This window comes from Pseudomonas multiresinivorans (assembly GCF_012971725.1).
GTDB lineage: Bacteria > Pseudomonadota > Gammaproteobacteria > Pseudomonadales > Pseudomonadaceae > Pseudomonas > Pseudomonas multiresinivorans.
In genome coordinates, this window is sequence record NZ_CP048833.1 from 6359673 (window position 1) to 6377996 (window position 18324).

Annotated in this window: 18 protein-coding genes and 2 riboswitches; of the genes, 10 read left to right on the top strand and 8 right to left on the bottom strand. The window is 66.6% G+C overall.

Annotation, left to right across the window (positions count from 1 at the left end):
- Positions 1–46: 46 nt before the first annotated feature.
- The 6 genes from G4G71_RS29055 to G4G71_RS29080 all read left to right on the top strand — a co-directional run bounded on the left by G4G71_RS29055 (position 47) and on the right by G4G71_RS29080 (position 4436).
- Complete coding sequence (locus G4G71_RS29055) at positions 47–616, top strand: DUF2796 domain-containing protein (RefSeq protein WP_054906736.1); 570 nt, start codon at positions 47–49, stop codon at positions 614–616.
- 15 nt (positions 617–631) lie between these two features.
- Complete coding sequence (locus G4G71_RS29060) at positions 632–1339, top strand: ABC transporter ATP-binding protein (RefSeq protein WP_169942256.1); 708 nt, start codon at positions 632–634, stop codon at positions 1337–1339.
- A 2-nt stretch (positions 1340–1341) separates the two neighbouring features.
- On the top strand, positions 1342–2607 hold the full coding sequence (locus G4G71_RS29065; RefSeq protein WP_169942258.1) for an ABC transporter permease: 1266 nt from the start codon (positions 1342–1344) through the stop codon (positions 2605–2607).
- Positions 2608–2646: 39 nt separating this feature from the next.
- A complete protein-coding gene (locus G4G71_RS29070) occupies positions 2647–3165 on the top strand; it encodes a DUF3299 domain-containing protein (protein WP_024764020.1) in 519 nt (172 codons plus the stop codon).
- A 138-nt stretch (positions 3166–3303) separates the two neighbouring features.
- Positions 3304–4023, top strand: a complete 720-nt coding sequence (locus G4G71_RS29075) for an OmpW family outer membrane protein (protein ID WP_169942260.1) — start codon at positions 3304–3306, stop codon at positions 4021–4023.
- A gap of 56 nt (positions 4024–4079) precedes the next feature.
- A complete protein-coding gene (locus G4G71_RS29080) occupies positions 4080–4436 on the top strand; it encodes a SirB2 family protein (protein WP_169942262.1) in 357 nt (118 codons plus the stop codon).
- Here the strand turns inward: G4G71_RS29080 and G4G71_RS29085 are convergent.
- The 4 genes from G4G71_RS29085 to G4G71_RS29100 form a co-directional block, all read right to left on the bottom strand.
- Entirely contained in the window at positions 4417–5364 is a 948-nt protein-coding gene (locus tag G4G71_RS29085) for an NAD-dependent epimerase/dehydratase family protein (protein ID WP_169942264.1), read from the bottom strand. The two genes, G4G71_RS29080 and G4G71_RS29085, sit on opposite strands and share 20 nt — an antisense overlap.
- Positions 5357–6241, bottom strand: coding sequence for a sugar nucleotide-binding protein (locus tag G4G71_RS29090; RefSeq protein ID WP_024764024.1), 885 nt, complete (start codon positions 6239–6241; stop codon positions 5357–5359). Before G4G71_RS29090 ends, G4G71_RS29085 begins: the two co-directional genes overlap by 8 nt.
- A 140-nt stretch (positions 6242–6381) precedes the next feature.
- Complete coding sequence (locus G4G71_RS29095; protein ID WP_169942266.1) at positions 6382–6945, bottom strand: DUF934 domain-containing protein; 564 nt, start codon at positions 6943–6945, stop codon at positions 6382–6384.
- Positions 6942–8606: a nitrite/sulfite reductase gene (locus G4G71_RS29100; RefSeq protein ID WP_169942269.1), complete on the bottom strand. Its 1665-nt coding sequence runs from the start codon at positions 8604–8606 to the stop codon at positions 6942–6944. The genes G4G71_RS29095 and G4G71_RS29100 overlap by 4 nt, the downstream gene beginning before the upstream one ends.
- A gap of 345 nt (positions 8607–8951) precedes the next feature.
- On the opposite strand from G4G71_RS29100, the gene ccoG reads away from it, so the two are divergent.
- From ccoG to G4G71_RS29115, 3 genes are all read left to right on the top strand, one after another.
- Positions 8952–10361, top strand: coding sequence for a cytochrome c oxidase accessory protein CcoG (gene ccoG / locus G4G71_RS29105; protein ID WP_169942271.1), 1410 nt, complete (start codon positions 8952–8954; stop codon positions 10359–10361).
- An 86-nt stretch (positions 10362–10447) separates the two neighbouring features.
- Positions 10448–11863, top strand: a complete 1416-nt coding sequence (gene mapR / locus G4G71_RS29110) for a GntR family transcriptional regulator MpaR (protein WP_169942868.1) — start codon at positions 10448–10450, stop codon at positions 11861–11863.
- Positions 11864–12315: 452 nt separating this feature from the next.
- Positions 12316–14097: an ATP-binding response regulator gene (locus G4G71_RS29115; protein WP_169942273.1), complete on the top strand. Its 1782-nt coding sequence runs from the start codon at positions 12316–12318 to the stop codon at positions 14095–14097.
- Positions 14098–14350: 253 nt separating this feature from the next.
- Here the strand turns inward: G4G71_RS29115 and cobM are convergent, their stop codons facing one another.
- From cobM to G4G71_RS29135, 4 genes are all read right to left on the bottom strand, one after another.
- Complete coding sequence (gene cobM, locus G4G71_RS29120; protein ID WP_169942275.1) at positions 14351–15097, bottom strand: precorrin-4 C(11)-methyltransferase; 747 nt, start codon at positions 15095–15097, stop codon at positions 14351–14353.
- A complete protein-coding gene (locus tag G4G71_RS29125; RefSeq protein WP_169942277.1) occupies positions 15094–15510 on the bottom strand; it encodes a cobalamin biosynthesis protein in 417 nt (138 codons plus the stop codon). The genes cobM and G4G71_RS29125 overlap by 4 nt, the downstream gene beginning before the upstream one ends.
- Positions 15511–15579: 69 nt before the next feature.
- Positions 15580–16299, bottom strand: coding sequence for a CbtA family protein (locus G4G71_RS29130; RefSeq protein WP_169942279.1), 720 nt, complete (start codon positions 16297–16299; stop codon positions 15580–15582).
- Positions 16300–16392: 93 nt separating this feature from the next.
- Positions 16393–16578 carry a CbtB domain-containing protein gene (locus G4G71_RS29135; RefSeq protein ID WP_024764032.1) on the bottom strand — a complete coding sequence of 62 codons (186 nt, stop codon included), beginning with the start codon at positions 16576–16578 and terminating at the stop codon, positions 16393–16395.
- A 106-nt stretch (positions 16579–16684) separates the two neighbouring features.
- Positions 16685–16896, bottom strand: a riboswitch (cobalamin riboswitch).
- A 60-nt stretch (positions 16897–16956) separates the two neighbouring features.
- Positions 16957–17151: riboswitch (cobalamin riboswitch) on the top strand.
- Between the two features lie 101 nt (positions 17152–17252).
- Here G4G71_RS29135 and cobW point away from each other — a divergent pair.
- Complete coding sequence (cobW, locus tag G4G71_RS29140; protein ID WP_169942281.1) at positions 17253–18305, top strand: cobalamin biosynthesis protein CobW; 1053 nt, start codon at positions 17253–17255, stop codon at positions 18303–18305.
- The last annotated feature ends 19 nt before the right edge of the window (positions 18306–18324 follow it).

Genomic DNA, 18324 nt, shown 5'->3' on the forward strand with positions numbered 1-18324 from the left:
CATCTGTTATAACGTAACAAAATCATTCATCAGACCGGAGTCTCCCATGCGCCCCCTGCTCCTCGCTGTCGCCCTGCTGCCCCTCGCAGCCCAAGCCCACGACGAACATGAACACGGTAGCCTCGGCAAGCACGAGCATGGCGTCGCCCAGCTCAACGTCGCCCTCGACGGCAAGACCCTGGAACTGGAGATGGATAGCCCGGCGATGAACTTCGTCGGCTTCGAGCATGCCGCCACCAGCGACGCCGACAAGGCCACGGTCGCCACCGTGCAGGCCCAGCTCAAGCAACCGCTGCAACTGCTCGCCCTGCCCGCCTCGGCCAAGTGCAGCGTGCAGTCGGTGGAGCTTTCCAGCCCGCTGTTCGGCGATGCGCCCAAGGCAGAAGAGCATGACCATGACGACGGCGACCATGACGAACACGAAGGTCACCACCACGCCGATATCGACGCCCACTACCAGTTGACCTGCGCCCAACCGCAGGACCTGGCCACTCTCGACTTCGCGCCGCTGTTCAAGCGTTTCCCGGCGACCCAGAAGATTCAGGTACAACTGATCGGCCCGAGCGGCCAGCAAGGTGCAGAATTGACCGCCGCCAACCCGACCCTGAACTTCTGATCACGACGCGCTGAAATGACCGCATTGCTCGAACTCGACAACCTCGGTTTCGCCTGGCCCGGCCAGGCGGAGCTGCTGGACATCCCCGCCTTCACCCTGGCCCGCGGCGAAACCCTGTTCCTCAAGGGCCCGTCCGGCAGCGGCAAGACCACCCTGCTCGGCCTGCTCGGCGGTGTGCAGCGCCCGCAGCGCGGCAGTGTGAAGCTGCTGGGCGAGGACATCGCGCAGATGAAGTCGGCGCGACGCGATCATTTCCGCGTCGACCACACCGGCTACATCTTCCAGCAGTTCAACCTGCTGCCGTTCCTCTCGGTGCGGGAGAACGTCGAGCTGCCCTGCCACTTCTCCCACAGCCGCGCCGAACGAGCCACCCTGCGCCATGGCAGCGTACCCAAGGCTGCCGAGACACTGCTCAAGCACCTGGGGCTGGGTGAGGCGACGCTTATCGAGCGCCGCGCCGACAGCCTGTCCATCGGCCAGCAGCAGCGCGTCGCCGCTGCCCGAGCGCTGATCGGCCAGCCGGAACTGGTGATCGCCGACGAGCCCACGTCGGCGCTGGACGCCGACGCCCGCGAAGCCTTCCTCCAGTTGCTGTTCGCCGAATGCCGCGAGGCCGGCGCCAGCCTGCTGTTCGTCAGCCATGACCAGAGCCTGGCGCCGCTGTTCGACCGCGGAGTCTCGCTCGCCGACCTCAACCGCGCTGCCCGCGCTCCGGGAATCTGAGCATGTACCTGTTGCGCCTGGCGCTCGCCAGCCTATCCAACCGCCGCTTCACCGCGCTGCTGACCATCTTCGCCATCGCCCTCTCCGCCTGTCTGCTGCTGGCGGTGGAGCGCGTGCGCACCGAGGCCAAGGCCAGCTTCGCCAGCACCATTTCCGGCACCGACCTGATCGTCGGCGCGCGCTCGGGCTCGGTGAACCTGCTGCTCTACTCGGTGTTCCGCATCGGCAACGCCACCAACAACATCCGCTGGGAAAGCTACGAGACCGTCACCCACAGCCCGCTGGTGAAGTGGGCGATCCCGATTTCCCTGGGCGACTCGCACCGCGGCTACCGCGTCATGGGTACCGACACCGGCTATTTCGAGCACTACCGCTTCGGCCGCGGGCAGATGCTGGAATTGTCCGAGGGCCGGCCGTTCGGCCAGGACCTGTTCGACGTGGTGCTCGGCGCGGAAGTGGCCGAAGCCCTGCATTACAAGCTCGGCGACAAGATCGTCCTGGCCCACGGCGTCAGCACCATCAGCCTGGTGCAGCACGACGACAAGCCGTTCACCGTGGTCGGCATTCTCAAGCGTACCGGCACACCGGTAGACCGCACCCTGCACATTTCCCTGCAGGGCATGGAAGCGTTGCACGTCGACTGGAAGAACGGCGTGCCGGCCCGTGGCGCCGGGCGCATCAGCGAGGACCAGGCGCGGACGATGGACCTGCAGCCCAAGGCCATCACCGCCTTCCTGCTGGGCCTCAAGAGCAAGGTCGCCACCTTCACCCTGCAGCGGCAGATCAACGAATACGACGGCGAGCCGCTGATGGCGATCCTCCCCGGCGTGGCGCTGCAGGAGCTGTGGGGGTTGATGGGCACGGCGGAGAAGGCGCTGTTCGTGGTGTCGCTGTTCGTCGTGCTGACCGGCCTGATCGGCATGCTCACGGCCATCCTCACCAGCCTCAACGAGCGCCGCCGGGAAATGGCCATCCTGCGCTCGGTGGGGGCACGACCCTGGCACATCTTCAGCCTGCTGGTGGCCGAGGCATTCGCCCTGGCGCTGGCGGGCGTGGTACTGGGCGTCGGGCTGCTTTATGCGGGCATCGCCGGCAGCCAGGCGTACGTGCAGGCGAACTACGGCATCTTCCTGCCATTGGCGCTGCCCAGCGCCTATGAATGGTCGCTGCTGGGCGGCATACTTCTGGCCGCGCTGCTGATCGGCTGTGTGCCGGCGTGGCGTGCCTATCGGCAATCGCTGGCTGATGGCCTGTCGATTCGCCTCTGAGCCAGCCCCGTGCAAGCCATCCCCGAATAGAGAAGTCCCATGCGCCGTCTGCTGTTCCTGCTGCTGATGCTCACCAGCGCCGCCGTCTGGGCGGCGCCGCGCGAGCTGACCTGGCCCGAGCTGATCCCCGAGGGCGCGCCGCCGCCTCCGCCGCCCGTGCCGCTGCATGACATGTCCAAGCTCTCCGACGTGCTCAACGCCGAGAGCGGCCCGGCGGTGAAGCAGCAGACACCCGACGCCCCGGTGGTAAAGGCGCTGGATGGTCAGCAGGTGAAGATGCCCGGCTACATCGTGCCGCTGGAAGTCGAGGAAGACGGCCAGACCGTCCGCGACTTCCTGCTGGTGCCCTACTACGGCGCGTGCATCCACGTGCCACCGCCGCCGTCCAACCAGATCGTCTATGTTCGAGGCGGCAAGGGTGTAAAAGTCGACGAGCTTTACCAGCCGTTCTGGATCATCGGCACGCTGAGCGTGAAAGCGGTGGAGAGCGACCTCGCCGAGGCCGGCTACCAGATGCAGGCCAGCAGCATCGAACCCTACGAGTACACCGGGCAGTGACGACCGTGCGGCATCTTGCCGCACGCCTTTGCCATGGGAAGCTTGGGGTCTTTATTGAGCCAAATCAAAAGAGCGCTTTTAGCGCTGTCTACTATTCTGAGCACCAACACTTATACCAAAGAGATATTGGAGCTCATCATGCGTAAGTCCTGGCTCACCGCCTCGCTTCTCTCCCTCGCCGTCGCAGCGCCGATCGCAGCCCAGGCCGCCGACATTCGCGGCCACCAGGCTGGCGACTTCCTGGTCCGCGGCGGTTTCGCCACCGTGGCACCCAACGACAGCAGCTCCGACATCAAGCTCGATGGCGGCAAGGTCGGCGGCACCAAGGCTACCGTCGACAGCGACACCCAGCTGGGCCTGACCTTCGCCTACCTGCTCACCGACAAGATCGGTATCGAGCTGGTCGCCGCCACCCCGTTCAACCACCAGGTTGACGTGAAGGGCCTGAACCGCGCCACCGGCCTGACCGGCCTGGACGGCAAACTGGCCGACATCAAGCAGCTGCCGCCGACCGTGCTGCTGCAGTACTACCCCATGGGTGGTACCAACTCCGCCTTCCAGCCTTACGGCGGCCTGGGGATCAACTACACCACCTTCTTCGACGAAGACCTGGCCAGCAACCGCAAGGACCAGGGCTTCAGCAACCTGAAGCTGCAGGATTCCTGGGGCCTGGCGGCCGAACTGGGCATGGACTACATGCTCAACGAGCACGCCTTCGTCAACGCCGCGGTCTGGTACATGGACATCGACACCAAGGCCAGCATCGACGGCCCGACTGCACTGGGCGTGCAGAAGACCAAGGTCGATGTCGACGTCGACCCCTGGGTTTACATGGTCGGTTTCGGCTACCGTTTCTAACGGAGCAAACATGAAAAGGCGCCCAAGGGCGCCTTTTTCATTTTCAGGGAACCGGTATGTATCTCGAACTCAAAGCACTGCACGTCAGCCTCGCCATCATCAGCACCGCCCTTTTCCTGCTGCGCCTGGGGCTGAGCTGGTGGGGCAAGCGGCCCTCGGGCTGGCAGCGCGGCCTGCCTCACCTGATCGACACCCTGCTGCTGCTCAGCGCCCTGGGCCTGGTGCACCTGGCGATGCCCTGGCCGTTGCCGGTCTGGCTGCAGGTGAAGATCGGCCTGCTGGTGCTCTATATCGTGCTCGCAGCCTTCGCCATGCGCAGTACCTCTCGGGCACCCAAGGCAGTCTTCAGCATCCTCGCCCTGAGTTCGCTGGCAGGCGTGTTCTTCCTGGCAGTCAACAAACCCTGGTGGTGATCAGCTGGGCCAGGCCTTCGGCCAGCGGCGTCGGCTCATCCAGGCGATAGCGCGACAGCAAGCGGCGGTTGTCGGCGCGGGAATGGCGGATATCACCGTGGCGCGCCGGCTGGTAGGTGATCGGCGGCAGGCCGCCGGTGAGCTTGCCGATCTCGGCCAGCAGCTGGTTCAGGCTGGTGGACTGGTCCAGGCCGACGTTGATCGCCGACTCTGCCACCTCGTCCGCCAGCAGCGCGGTCATCAGCAGCTTCACCAGGTCACCGACGTAGATGAAGTCGCGGGTCTGCTCGCCGTCGCCGAACACGGTGATCGGCAAGCCCTGCTCGGCGCGCCGGGCAAAGATGCTGATCACCCCGGAATACGGCGAAGACGGATCCTGGCGCGGACCGTAGACGTTGAAGAAGCGGAATATCGCCGGCTCCAGCGCGTGCTCGCGGCGATAGAAGTCCAGGTAGTACTCGCTGGCCAGCTTGTCCGAGGCGTAGGGCGTCAGTGGCGCCTTGACCACATCTTCGTCGATGGCGCTGCCTTCGCCGTTCTGCCCGTAGACCGCCGCACTGGAAGCGAACAGCACCCGGTGGATGCCTTCCTGGCGCATGGCCTCGCAGAGGTTCAGGGTGCCGATGAAGTTGGCGCGGTGGGTGCCCACCGGGTCTTCCACCGAGGCCTGCACCGAAGCGATCGCCGCCAGGTGCACGACGCCCTGGCAACCGCTCACCGCACCGCGCAGCGCTGCTTCATCGGCGACATCGCCGACGATCAGCTCGACGCGCGGATCGAGGTTCTCGCGCTTGCCGGTGGACAGGTCGTCCAGCACGCGCACGGCAAACCCTTGCGCCAGCAGCGCGTCCGCCAGATGGGAACCGATGAACCCCGCGCCGCCGGTGATGAGGATGGGCTGTGCGGAGGGAATGAGACGATCAGACATGGCGGTAGTAACGGTCCAGCAGGGCGGGCAGGCCGGCGCGCCAGGCGCGCGGCTTGATGCCGAAGGTATGGAGGATCTTCTTGCAGGCGAGCACCGCGTGCTGCGGTTCGTCGCCGGCGTCAGGGCGCGCGGCGTGGGCCTGCGGGCTCGGTTCCTGGACGGCCAGCGCACGGAAGGCGCGCGCTTCGCCGAGCACCACCTGGCCCAGGGACAGGGTGGTGGTCGCTTCCAGGCCGCCGTAATGGTAGGTGCCCCACAGCGGCGCCTGGCAGTCGAGCTGCTTGAGTACCGAGAGGATCACCCGAGCGGCATCGTCCACCGGGGTCGGGTTGCCGCGCCGATCGTCAGCGAGGAACAACACCTGCTCCTTTTCCGCCCGTTCGAGGAAGCGGCCCAGCACTCCGTTGGCGCTGTCATCCAGCAACCAGCCGAAACGCAGCAGCACGTGGCGCGGACAGGTCGCCCGCACCCACTGTTCCATGCGCCATAGTGCCTGGCCACGCGGGCCGAGCGGCAGCGGCTCGTCCTTCTCGCTATAGGCAGTGGCGCGGGCGCCATCGAATATACGGTAGCTGGAAGGCTGGATCAGCAGGATTTCGTGGTGCTGGCAGAGTTCGGCCAGACGCTCTACCGCGCGCTCCTGGCTGGCCAGGCGGGCGGCCTCGACAGCCTCGGCCTGGAACCAGTCGAAGTAGTAGGCGAGGTTGATCACCGCGTCGGGACGGGTTTCGTCCAGCAACACGGTGAGACTGGCGGCGTCCCAGCCCTGGTCGGGCGGTCGGGGGGCGAGGAAGCCGATGTCTTCCTCGGCGCCCAGGCGGATAAGCGCCTGTCCAAGGGCATTACCGCCACCCAACAGCATCAGGCGCATGCGCATATTCTGGGGGTCACTCGAATACGTGGGTTACCAGCGGCGCGCGGGGCGCCGTGGATGATGCCCGCATTTTTCCTGCCCCCCGGCATAGCGTCAAGCTTGGCCGACCCGCTGCAGCCTTGGCCGTGCGCGATAGTTACGCCCTAGGAGCGTCGCCGGAACAGCGGACGCGGCTCGATGACCGAGCGCCCGTAGAGCACGCTGAGCCCTGCGAGCCCCTTCAGGGCGTCCTCCACGGACTTGTCCTCGCGCACGGCAAAGGCGTCGAAACCGCACTGGCGCAGGTGCGCCAGTTGGTCGCGCAGCACGTCGCCCACCGCGCGCAACTCGCCGCGCCAGCCCAGCCGGCTGCGCAGCAGGTAGGCCAGGCTGTAGCCGCGGCCGTCGCGGAAACTGGGGAAATCGATGGCGATCAGCGCCGGTTCCTTCAGTCGCCAGATCAGGTCCTCGGGATCGTCGTCCGGCGCCAGCCACACACCGAGAGGCTGCAGGAGCGAGCTTGCTCGCGAACCACCCGGCTCCGGCGCCGACTGGAACTCCTGTTCGCGAGCAAGCTCGCTCCTACCAGAGCCCCGCTCCAGCCAGGCCTTGAGCGGCAGGATGAGTTTGTCCTCGGGCAACTCCTCCGGCACTTCGCGCAGCAAGGTCCAGGGATCATTCGGCGCCAGTTCGGCCACGCCATCGCGCAAGCGGATCAGATTATTCATGACGGCACCTCCGCCTGGCGGTACACCCGCGCCTTGAAAGGCTCCAGGCCGATGCGCTCGACCGTCTCGACGAAGCGCTCGCCGGCGCCGCGCTGCTCGACATAGGTCTGCACCAGCGCCTCGATCACCTCCGGCACTTCGGCGGCGCTGAACGACGGGCCGATCACCTTGCCCAGCGCACTTTTCGCGCCCTGCGCGCCGCCCAGGGTGATCTGGTACCACTCGCTACCGCTCTTATCGACGCCGAGGATGCCGATGTTGCCGATGTGGTGGTGACCGCAGGCGTTCATGCAGCCGGAGATGTTCAGGCTGAGGTCGCCCAGGTCGTGCAGGTAATCCAGGTCTTCGAAGCGCTGCTGGATGCCCTGGGCGATGGGGATCGACTTGGCGTTGGCCAGTGCGCAGAAGTCGCCGCCGGGGCAGGCGATGATGTCGGTCAGCAGCCCCTGGTTCGGCGTGCCCAGGCCCGCCGCGCAGGCTTCCAGCCAAAGCGCGTGGAGATCGGCCTTGCGCACGTCCGGCAGGACCAGGTTCTGTTCGTGGGCGACGCGGATCTCGCCGAAGCCGAAGCGCTCGGCCCAATCGGCCACGCGCTCCATCTGTTCAGCTGTGGCATCGCCTGGCGGCGCCTCGGCGCCCGGCTTGGTGGACAACACCACGCTGGCGTAACCCGGCACGCGGTGCGGGCGCACATTGCGCGAGACCCAGCGGGCGAACGCGACATCGGCAGCCAATGCCGTGCCATAGGCGAGATCGTCAGCGGCCGCGTAGACCGGCGCTTCGAAGGCGGCAGCCACACGCTCATATTCATCAAGGGTGAGCTGCGCCTCGCCATCGCGCAGGTGCTGCCACTCTTCTTCCACCTCTCGGGAAAACGCCTCGATGCCCAGCGCCTTCACCAGGATCTTGATCCGCGCCTTGTACTTGTTGTCGCGGCGGCCGTAGCGGTTGTACACGCGCAGGATGGCTTCGACGTAGGACAGCAAATGCCACCAGGGCAGATCGTCGCGGATCACCTGGCCCAGCATCGGCGTGCGCCCCAGGCCGCCGCCCACCAGCACCTTGAGGCGCAGCTCGCCATCTTCGGTGCGGCGCAGGTAGAGGCCGATGTCGTGCATCATCACCGCCGCGCGGTCTTCCTCGGCGGCGCAGAGAGCGATCTTGAACTTGCGCGGCAGGAAGAGGAATTCGGGGTTCACCGTGGACCACTGGCGAAGGATTTCCGCCAGCGGGCGCGGGTCGAGGAATTCGTCGGCGGCGACCCCGGCGAAGGCCTCGGTGGTGATGTTGCGCACGCAGTTGCCGGAGGTCTGGATGGCATGCATCTCGACATCAGCCAGGCGTTCGAGGATGTCCGGCACACGCTCCAGCTCCACCCAGTTGAACTGGATGTTCTGCCGCGTGGTGAAGTGGCCGTAGCCGCGGTCGTGCTCGCGGGCAATCCACGCCAGGGTGCGCATCTGCTCGCTGGACAGGGTTCCGTAGGGAATCGCCACCCGCAGCATGTAGGCGTGCTTCTGCAGGTACAGGCCGTTCTGCAGGCGCAGCGGCAGGAATTCCTCTTCGCTCAGCTCATCGCTCAGGCGCCGTTGCACCTGGTCGCGGAATTGCGCCACCCGTTCGCGCACCAGGGCGCGGTCGTAATCGTCGTATCGGTACATCGCCAGGCCACCTTCGGATCGTTGCGTGGCGGCCTGCTTCTGTCGTCGGGCACGCCACGTTGCGGTTGACCGAACTATGGCCGGCGCCTGTTGTGCAAAACAGCGGCAGATAACACGGGAAAAACCGGATCAGATGCAGGGGACGCCTGCCCCGGCGGGCCTGCGACCGGTTGCCGCAACAGGCCCGATCAGCTGCCTCATGGCGCGTGGCGCCAACCCTGCAATGGCGCGGCGCGGAGCGGATTTCACCATCTGATATGGTTTTTTCCGACGAACCTGAATCTGTTTCGGGTGCAGACCGGTTCGTACAGTCGCGGCGCCTCTTCTGCCTGATGGGCCACGATAATGAGCGAAAGAATCCCCGCGAAGGTCATCGAGATCGACGCACCGCAACGCTTCACCCCGCCGCCGAAACCGCTGTCGGCGGTCACCCCGACGGTCTACACCAAGCGCTTCGCCGGACGCTTCCGCGACCTCCGCCGTCTCGGCGGTGCGCTGCTGTTCCTGCTGTTCTTCGGTACCCTCTGGCTGCAGTGGAACGGCCGCCAGGCGGTGCTCTGGGACCTGCCCGAGCGCAAGTTCTACATCTTCGGCGCAACCTTCTGGCCGCAGGACTTCATCCTGCTCTCGGCGATCCTGATCATCGCTGCCTTCGGGCTGTTCTTCATCACGGTGTTCGCCGGCCGCGTGTGGTGCGGCTACACCTGCCCGCAGAGCGTATGGACGTGGATCTTCATGTGGGCCGAGCAGGTCACCGAGGGCGACCGCAACCAGCGCATGAAACTGGACAAGGGCCCGGCCAGCGCCGAGAAAGTCCTGCGCAAGAGCGCCAAGCACGGCCTGTGGCTGCTGATCAGCCTGGCCACGGCGGTCACCTTCATCGGCTACTTCACGCCGGTGCGTCCACTGGTGGCGGACCTGCTCACCTTCAGGCTCGACCTGGAAAGCACCTTCTGGGTCGCCTTCTTCGCCGCTGCCACCTACGCCAACGCCGGCTGGCTGCGCGAGCAGGTGTGCATTCACATGTGCCCATACTCGCGCTTCCAGAGCGTGATGTTCGACAAGGACACCCTGATCATTTCCTACGACGCAGCGCGCGGCGAGTCCCGTGGCGCACGGAAGAAGGACGCCGATCCCAAGGCCCTCGGCCTGGGCGACTGCATCGACTGCCACCAGTGCGTACAGGTCTGCCCCACTGGCATCGACATCCGCGACGGCCTGCAGATCGCCTGCATCGGCTGCGCCGCCTGCATCGACGCCTGCGATTCGGTGATGGACAAGATGGGCTACGACCGCGGCCTGGTGCGCTACACCTCCGAGCGCGCGCTCGAAGGCGGCAAGACCCACCTGCTGCGCCCACGCCTGATTGGCTACGCGGCGGTGCTGCTGGTGATGATCGGCGCGTTCATCTGGGCGCTGGAAGCGCGGCCGCTGATCAACCTCGACGTCGCCCGCGACCGTGGCCTGTTCCGCGAGAACGCCGCCGGCGAAATCGAGAACATCTACAACCTCAAGCTGATCAACAAGACCCAGCAGCCGCAGCACTATCAGCTGAGCCTCGCCGATGGCACCGGCTACCGCCTGCAGGGCGTGCCGGAGCTGATGCTGCAGCCGGGCGAGATCCGCGACTTCGCCGTCTCGGTCGCCAGCGAAGCGCAGAGCAGTGCCGGTGGTTCGCTGCCGCTGCACTTCAGGGTCAGCGACGGCAATGAAGCCATCGACGCCGCCAGCACCTTCGTCTCGCCGAGGCGCTGAGCATGGCACGGGAGCTTGGCGTGACCTCGGCGCAACGCCTAGAGTGGGCGGATTCCACCACCGCCCAGGGCGCCCCGCAGGACAAGATGAAGCGCTACGAGAAATTCGCCGACGAGATCGCCGGCCTGATCCGCAGCGGCGTACTCGCCCCCGGCCAGAAAGTCCCCTCGGTGCGGCACGCCAGCCGCACCTACGGGGTCAGTGCTTCGACGGTGTTCCAGGCTTACTACCTGCTGGAAGACCGCGGCCTGATCGTCGCCCGCGCGCGCTCCGGCTACTTCGTCCGCGAGCACGTGCAGCGTGCTCTGGCCGAACCGGAAATCGCCCGCCACGACGCGCAGACCACCGAGGTGGACGTCAGCGAACTGGTGTTCTCGGTGCTCAGCTCGATCAAGGACCCGGACACCGTGCCCTTCGGCTCGGCCTTCCCGGCGCCGGAGTTGTTCCCCCTGCCGCGCTTGGCACGTTCCATGGCACACGCCGTGCGCGACATGGACCCGCGTTCGGTGGTGGCTGACCTCGCACCCGGCAGCCACGCCCTGCGCCGGCAGATCGCCCTGCGCTACATGGTCGGCGGCATGCCGCTGCCGGTGGAGGAACTGGTGGTCACCAACGGCGCGCTGGAAGCGCTGAACCTGTGCCTGCAGGTGGTGACCCAACCCGGCGACCTCGTGGCCATCGAAGCCCCGGCGTTCTACGCCAGCCTGCAGGTGCTGGAACGGCTGAAACTGAAAGCAGTTGAGATCCCCGTGCATCCGCGCGAAGGGATCGACCTCGACGTACTCGCCGACAGCCTGGCGCGCCTGCCGATCAAGGCCTGCTGGTTCATGAGCAACTTCCAGAACCCGCTGGGCGCCAGCATGAGCGAGGAGAAGAAGCGCGCCCTCGCTGCCTTGCTGACCCGGCACCAGGTGCCGTTGATCGAGGACGACGTCTACGCCGAGCTGTACTTCGCCGCCCAGGCGCCCAAGCCGGTGAAGGCCTTCGACACCGAGGGCCTGTTCATGCATTGCAGCTCCTTCTCCAAGAGCCTGGCGCCCGGTTACCGCGTGGGCTGGGTGGCCGGCGGGCGCTACGCCGAGCAGATCGAGCGGCTCAAGCTGATGACCAGCCTGTCGGCGTCGGTGCCGGCCCAGGCGGCCATCGCCGACTACCTGCAACACGGCGGCTACGACCGCCACCTGCGGAAGCTGCGCCATGCGCTGGAAAGCCAGCAGCACGCGATGCTCGCCGCCGTGGCCCGGCACTTCCCTGCCGCCACCCGCGTCACGCGCCCCAGCGGCGGCTACTTCCTCTGGCTGGAACTGCCCGAGCAGATCGACGCGCTCAAGCTGTTCCAGCTCGCCCACGCCCAGGGCATCAGCCTCGCACCCGGGCCGATCTTCTCGGCGACGCGGCGCTTCGGCCACTGCCTGCGCCTGAACTATGGCCACCCGTGGACGACGGCCAGCGAACAGGCCATGGAAACCCTCGGACGGATCATCCACTCGCTGCAGGGCTGAAGGCTCGGACTGCAGGACTGATCCGCACATTCGGAAACGATCTGTATCTGTGCGGCAAGTTGTCGCAGGAATACCCTGTCAGGCAGGAAACCCGGACGAGGGACGCTGCCATGGACGCGGAAAGCCTGATGATTTTGCTCACAGTGGGCGCCGCGCTCGGCGTGCACCTGTGGGTGCGTTGGTACCTGCGGTGCGCCTTGGAGCCGCGCTCGGAACAATGGCTCGCCTGAACCGCTTTTCTGCAGGAGCGAGCTTGCTCGCGAACCGCCCAGCATCAGTGCCGCCGGAAACCCTGTTCGCGAGCACGCTCGCTCCTACGAAGAGCAATGCCGGATCGGACCGGGCCTGCGCTCGCTGATTCGCAGGGATCAGCGACCGGCTTGAAAACACTGGGCGTGGCGGGCGGCTGTTGCTATACAGGCAACGCCCACTGACCCTCCACGGACGGCCCAATGAATCTCTGGCAGCGCGACCTCAGCCATTCCCCCTATGCCGAACGGGTCCGCGCGGAACAGTTCGACGTGCTGCGGCGCAACTCGCCCTTCTCCATCATTGCCGCCTACCTGGTCGCCGGCCTCACCACCTGGGTGCTCAACGGCGCGCTGCCGCTGGAGTCGCTGCTGGCCTGGTTCGCCGCGCAGACCCTGCTGGGCGGCGCCCGCCTGTGGCTGCTACGGCGCTACGACCAACTGCGCGCGAGCGGCGCCGGCCCCCGGCGCAGCTGGCTGGCCCAGGTGATGATCACCACCGGCCTCTCGGGCCTGCTCTGGGGCCTGCCCGCCGCGTACTGGATGACCGTGCTGCCGCCCTCGATGCAGATGTACGTGGTGGTCGTCCTGCTGGGCCTGGGCACCGGCGTGATGAATGCCTACAGCATCGTCCTGCCGCTGTTCTACCTGTTCATCGTGCCGGCCTTCACCCTGCCTTTCGCCGCCCTGCTGGTGCTGCTGCCGGACGCCCTGAGCAAGACGCTCGGCGCGGCAGCGCTGGTCTACGCCTTCACCATCTTTGCCTTCGCCTACCGCTTCCACGCCACCCTCGTGGATTCGCTGCTGCTGCGCTTCGAGAACAGCGAGCTGCTGCGCAAGCTCAGCATCGAGAAAGAGGCCGCCGAACGCAGCGACCAGGCCAAGACCCGCTTCCTCGCCAGCGCCAGCCACGACCTGCGCCAGCCGACCTACGCGCTGGGCCTGTACCTGGGCGCACTGAAGAAACAGCCGCTGAACGAGGCCAGCGAAAACCTCGTCGACCACATCTCCCGCGCACTCGCCGCGCAGGGCTCGCTGTTCGACGCGCTGCTGAACATCTCGCGCCTGGACGCCGGCATCGTCCAGCCCAGCCTGCAGGCCTTCTCCCTCGCCGAACTGCTCGAACGCATCCAGCAGGAATGCAGCGTGCAAGCCGCGGACAAGGGCCTGAACCTGCGCGTACGCCCCGGCGCACCGTTCGTGAAGTCGGACCCGGCGCTGTTCGAACGCATCCTGCGCAACCTGGTGGAGAACGCCATCCGCTACACCGACCACGGCGGCGTGCTGATCGGCTGGCGCCGCCGTGGCCGCCAGGTGCGCGTGGAAGTCTGGGACAGCGGCCCGGGGATTCCCGAGCGCGAGCAGCAGAAGGTGTTCTGGGAATTCCACCAGCTCAACAACCCCGAACGTGACCGCAGCAAGGGTCTTGGCCTGGGGCTGGCCATCGTCCAGCGCACCGCCAGGTTGCTCGACCATCCGCTGGCGCTGCACTCGCGCGAAGGCCACGGCAGCGCTTTCATGATCAGCCTGCCGCGCGCCACCGCCGTGCAGCCGCGCAAAGCGGAAATCCTGCCGCCGCGCACGGTGCCGGGCAGCGACAAACTGATCTACGTGATCGAGGACGATGCGGAGAACCGCGAAGGCCTGCGCCTGCTGTTCCAGAGCTGGGAATACCGGCATGTCATCGTCGCCGATGTCGCCGACCTGCTGGCCGACCCGACTGCTGCCGCGCAGAAGCCGGACCTGATCATCAGCGACTATCGCCTGCGCGACCACCAGACCGGCATCGACGCCATTGCCAGCCTGCACGGGCACTACGAAGACGACTGGATCGCCGCCGTGCTGGTCACCGGCGACACCGACCCGCATCTGCTCGCCCAGGCTTCGGCCCATGGCTGGCCGCTGCTGCACAAGCCGCTGGCAGCGGAGCAGTTGAAGGCGATGATCGATGAGCAGTTCAGTGAACTGGAGCCGCTGGACGACTGAGCCCAAGCACCGAGGGGACGCCTGCTTCCTGTTCGGCGGCGATACCGGAGCTGGGCTGGTTCGCGAGCAAGCTCGCTCCTACGAAGAGCAACGCGCCAACTTGTGCGTGGGCTGGTAGCCCCGCACAGGAGCGGACTTCGTCCGCGATGGGTTGGCCGGGCTCCCTGACATCATGGATGCAGCGTCAGGTCGATCGCGGACAGAGTCCGCTCCTACGCAAGGGCTCGCCCCCGCAGTTACCTCTGGGAAGGCATCACGGCCGATACAGGTGCGCATGCCCCGCGCTGTAAAGCGATGAATCGGCGAAGCCTTCCGCCCCCAGCACCTTGCCCACCAGGATCAGCGCCGTGCGCTTGAAATCCTTTGCCGCGGCCTTTGCCAGAATATCGCCCAGCGTACCGGTGACCTGGTCCTGGTCCGGCCAGCTCGCCCGGTGAATCACTGCGATGGGGCAATCGGCGCCGTAGTGCGGCAGCAGTTCGGCGACGATGTTCGGCAACTGCCCCACGCCGAGATGAATCGCCAGGGTCGCGCGGTGCTGCGCCAGCTCGGCAAGGGACTCGCCTTCGGGCATGCGTGTCTTGTGGGCGTAACGGGTGAGGATCAGCGTCTGCGAGATGTCCGGCAGGGTCAGCTCGCAGCCGAGTATCGCCGCACAGGCAGAAGTGGCCGTGACGCCGGGAACGATCTCGTAGGGAATACCCAGCTCACGCAGGTGGCGAATCTGCTCGCCGATGGCGCCGTACAGCGACGGGTCGCCGGAGTGCACGCGGGCAACGTCCTTGCCTTCGCCGTGGGCCTGCGCCAGCAGCGCGACGATCTCGTCCAGGTTCAGCTCGGCGGTATTCACCACGCGCTCGGCGCTATGACCCTCCAGCACCGCTGGCGGTACCAGCGAGCCGGCGTAGAGGATCACCGGGCAGGAACGGATCAGCCGCTGGCCCTTGACCGTGATGAGTTCGGGGTCGCCGGGGCCGGCGCCGATGAAGTGGACCGTCATGGCTGCTCCTGTTCGGATTCAACGGGGATGAAGGCCAGCGCGCAGGTGGCCTGGTCGCTGCGGCGTTTGCCCACCAACAGTCGCGCCGGCGCACCGGCCTGGGCTTCGGCCTGCAGCAGTGCCGCGGCTTCGGCCACACTGGCAGCGCCGATGGCCGTGCGGACCGTTTCGGATGGCCGGTCCAGGCGCGGTTCGCACGCGGCCAGTTGTTGCGGCGTGAACAGCGCCAGCGGCAGGTCGAGGGCGGCAGCCAGTGCTGTCAGTCCTTCCTCGTCGGCCTTCAACGTGGCGCTAGCCAGCGCGGTAAGGTTCGACTCATCGAGGCCGGCCTCGGCCAGCGTCTGCGCCAGCAAGGCGCGCAGTTCATCGAGCGTGCAGCCGCGGCGGCAACCGAGGCCGGCAACCAGCGTCATCAGCAATCTCCCCAAAACAAAACCCCGCAGACGGCCGGGCCGCCTGCGGGGTCGAGCATAACGCGCAGATCAGGCCGACGGCGCGAAACGGCGGAACAACCAGGCAGCCACCAGGCCCAGGGCCGCCCAGAACACCGCGTTGGTGATCAGCGAGGCGACGATGAACTCGTGGGCGATGCTTTCCGGCGCGAGGCTGGAATGCACTTCCGGCTGCGGCGCGCCGATCACATGCGGCACCACCAGCAGGGCGACACCGATGCCACGCAGCGCCCAATTGCGGCCGAACACCAGCAGCGCAAGGCCGCCAGCGGTGGCAGCGGCGGTGCCGATCCACCAGGTCTGGCGCAGGGTCAGGTCGGCGGCGGCGGTGCCGGGCACCTCCGGCGGCAGGCCAAGGGACGGCGCCAGGGTGAACACGGCGAAACCGGCCAGGCCCCAGAGCAGGCCTTCGGAGGTCTTGCCCGGCTCGCGCAGGGTGAACAGGCCAGCCAGCATCAGGGCGAAGCCCACCGCGACCACCAGGTTGCCGCCAGTGGTAGAGAGGATGCGCTGCCAGCCGTCTTCCGGCTCCCAGGCTTCCGCGTCGTGCTCGTGGGCGGCCACTGCGCCTGCAGCGTGGTCATGGGCGTGCTCGTGGTTTTCTTCGACCAGCGCGGCAGCCGGTTCGGCTTTCTCGTAGGTTTCCGCCTTGAGGATCAGCGGGGACACCCACAGCAGTTGGACCACAGTCAGCACCAGCGCCGCGATCAGACCGGCGAAACCGGCGGTCTGGGCGATACGTTTGATCATTGCAATTCTCCAGGCGAGACGAGGCCCCGAACGCTGCAAACGCGCGGCCAGGAGTGCCTCGAATTCGCTGCGCTTACGCGCAGGCGGTGCACATTAGTGGCAGGGGAAGCCCGCACTGTGACGAGTATCGTGGGCGGCGTTGTGCACCGCATCGATGTGCGAGAAGCCGGCGAAATACACCAGCAGCGCACCGAGCAGGCTGGCGCCGACGGCCAGGCTGATGCGCTTGGAAAGGGGGATGGAAGTGCTCGACGCGTGCGTCAGGGTGCTGCTGGACATGAACGTTCCCTCTGAAGATCAAAGTAAGAGAACGCAGAGGTTGAACGCATTCGAACGCGCCGGAACGGCCGCGCCACGGCCTGCGCCCGCCCACCGCGGGTTTGCCAAAAACAAAGAATTCCAGGCCGGTCTCCGGGCTTGCGATGTCGGCCAGTGGCCAAGCGGGTCAACCTTCCCATGCCGGAGCACAGTGGCTACTGATGACCCTACGATCGCTTACCGTTGCGGGGGCAGCGCCGGACTGGTCCTTGCGGACGCACCGGCTTCCCGTTTCACCTCGCGCGCGTGGCGCGAGACACCTGAAACCGCGCTAGCTGACCACGAAGCCCTGCAAGCGTCAACCGATCCCCGGCGATTGACCGCCCCGCCGTCGCTGCGTAGCCTTCCTCCCTTCGAGGTTCTCCGGCGCTGGCCGGAGCTAAGAGGGAACGTGGAAATCTTCGGATGCGCCACGGCTGCCCCCGCAACTGTGAACAGCCTGTCTCTTCACGCGCCACTGCCGATTCGGGCGGGAAGGCGAAGAGATACCAGAGGGCTGTGAGCCAGGAGACCTGCCTCGAGCAGCATCAAGACAACCGGGCGGGGTGATCCGGTGGCGACCTTCGTTGCGCGGCGAACCCGCGCGCGCGCCCTTCATCCGCCCTCTCGCACCGCATCCTGCTCAAGAGGCGCGCATGAAGACCCTGGCCAAACTCCCTGTCACCATCGTCACCGGCTTCCTTGGCGCCGGGAAGACCACCCTGCTCCGCCACATGCTGGATAACGCCGAAGGTCGCCGCATCGCGGTGATCGTCAACGAGTTCGGCGAGCTGGGCATCGACGGCGAAATCCTCAAGCAGTGCTCCATCGGTTGCAGTGAAGAAGAAGCGGTCGGCCGCGTCTTCGAACTGGCCAACGGTTGCCTGTGCTGCACTGTGCAGGAAGAATTCTTCCCGGTGATGCGCGAGCTGGTGGCACGCCGTGGCGACCTCGACCAGATCCTCATCGAGACCTCCGGCCTGGCCCTGCCCAAGCCGCTGGTGCAGGCCTTCCAGTGGCCGGAAATCCGCAACGCCTGCACCGTTGACGCGGTGATCACCGTGGTCGACAGCCCGGCAGTGGCCGCCGGCACCTTCGCCGCCCATCCCGAGCAGGTGGACGAGCAGCGCAAGCAGGACCCGAACCTGGACCACGAATCGCCGCTGCACGAACTCTTCGAAGACCAGCTGGCCAGCGCCGACCTGGTGGTGCTGAACAAGGCCGACCTGCTGGACGCCGACGCGCTCGCCCGTGTCCGAGCCGAAGTCGCCGAGGAGCTGCCGCCAGCGGTGAAGATCGTAGAAGCCAACTCCGGCCAGCTGCCGCTCTCCGTGCTGCTGGGGCTGAATGCCGAGGCCGAGCTGCACATCGACAGCCGCCCCACGCACCACGACCACGAAGGCCATGAAGACCACGACCACGACGAGTTCGACTCCTTCCACGTCGACCTGCCGGAAGTGGAAGAGCGCGCCCTGCTCGACGCGCTGAACGCGCTGGTCGAGCGCCACGCCGTGCTGCGCATCAAGGGCTTCGTCGCCATTCCCGGCAAGCCCATGCGCCTGCTGGTGCAGGGCGTCGGCAAGCGCTTCGACAAGCACTTCGACCGCGCCTGGCGCAGCGATGAAACCCGTAGCACCCGCCTGGTGGTGATCGGCCAGGAGCTGGACCAGGCCACCATCGCCAACGAGCTGCGTACCGCCCTGGCGTAACACTGCCTTTGTAGGAGCG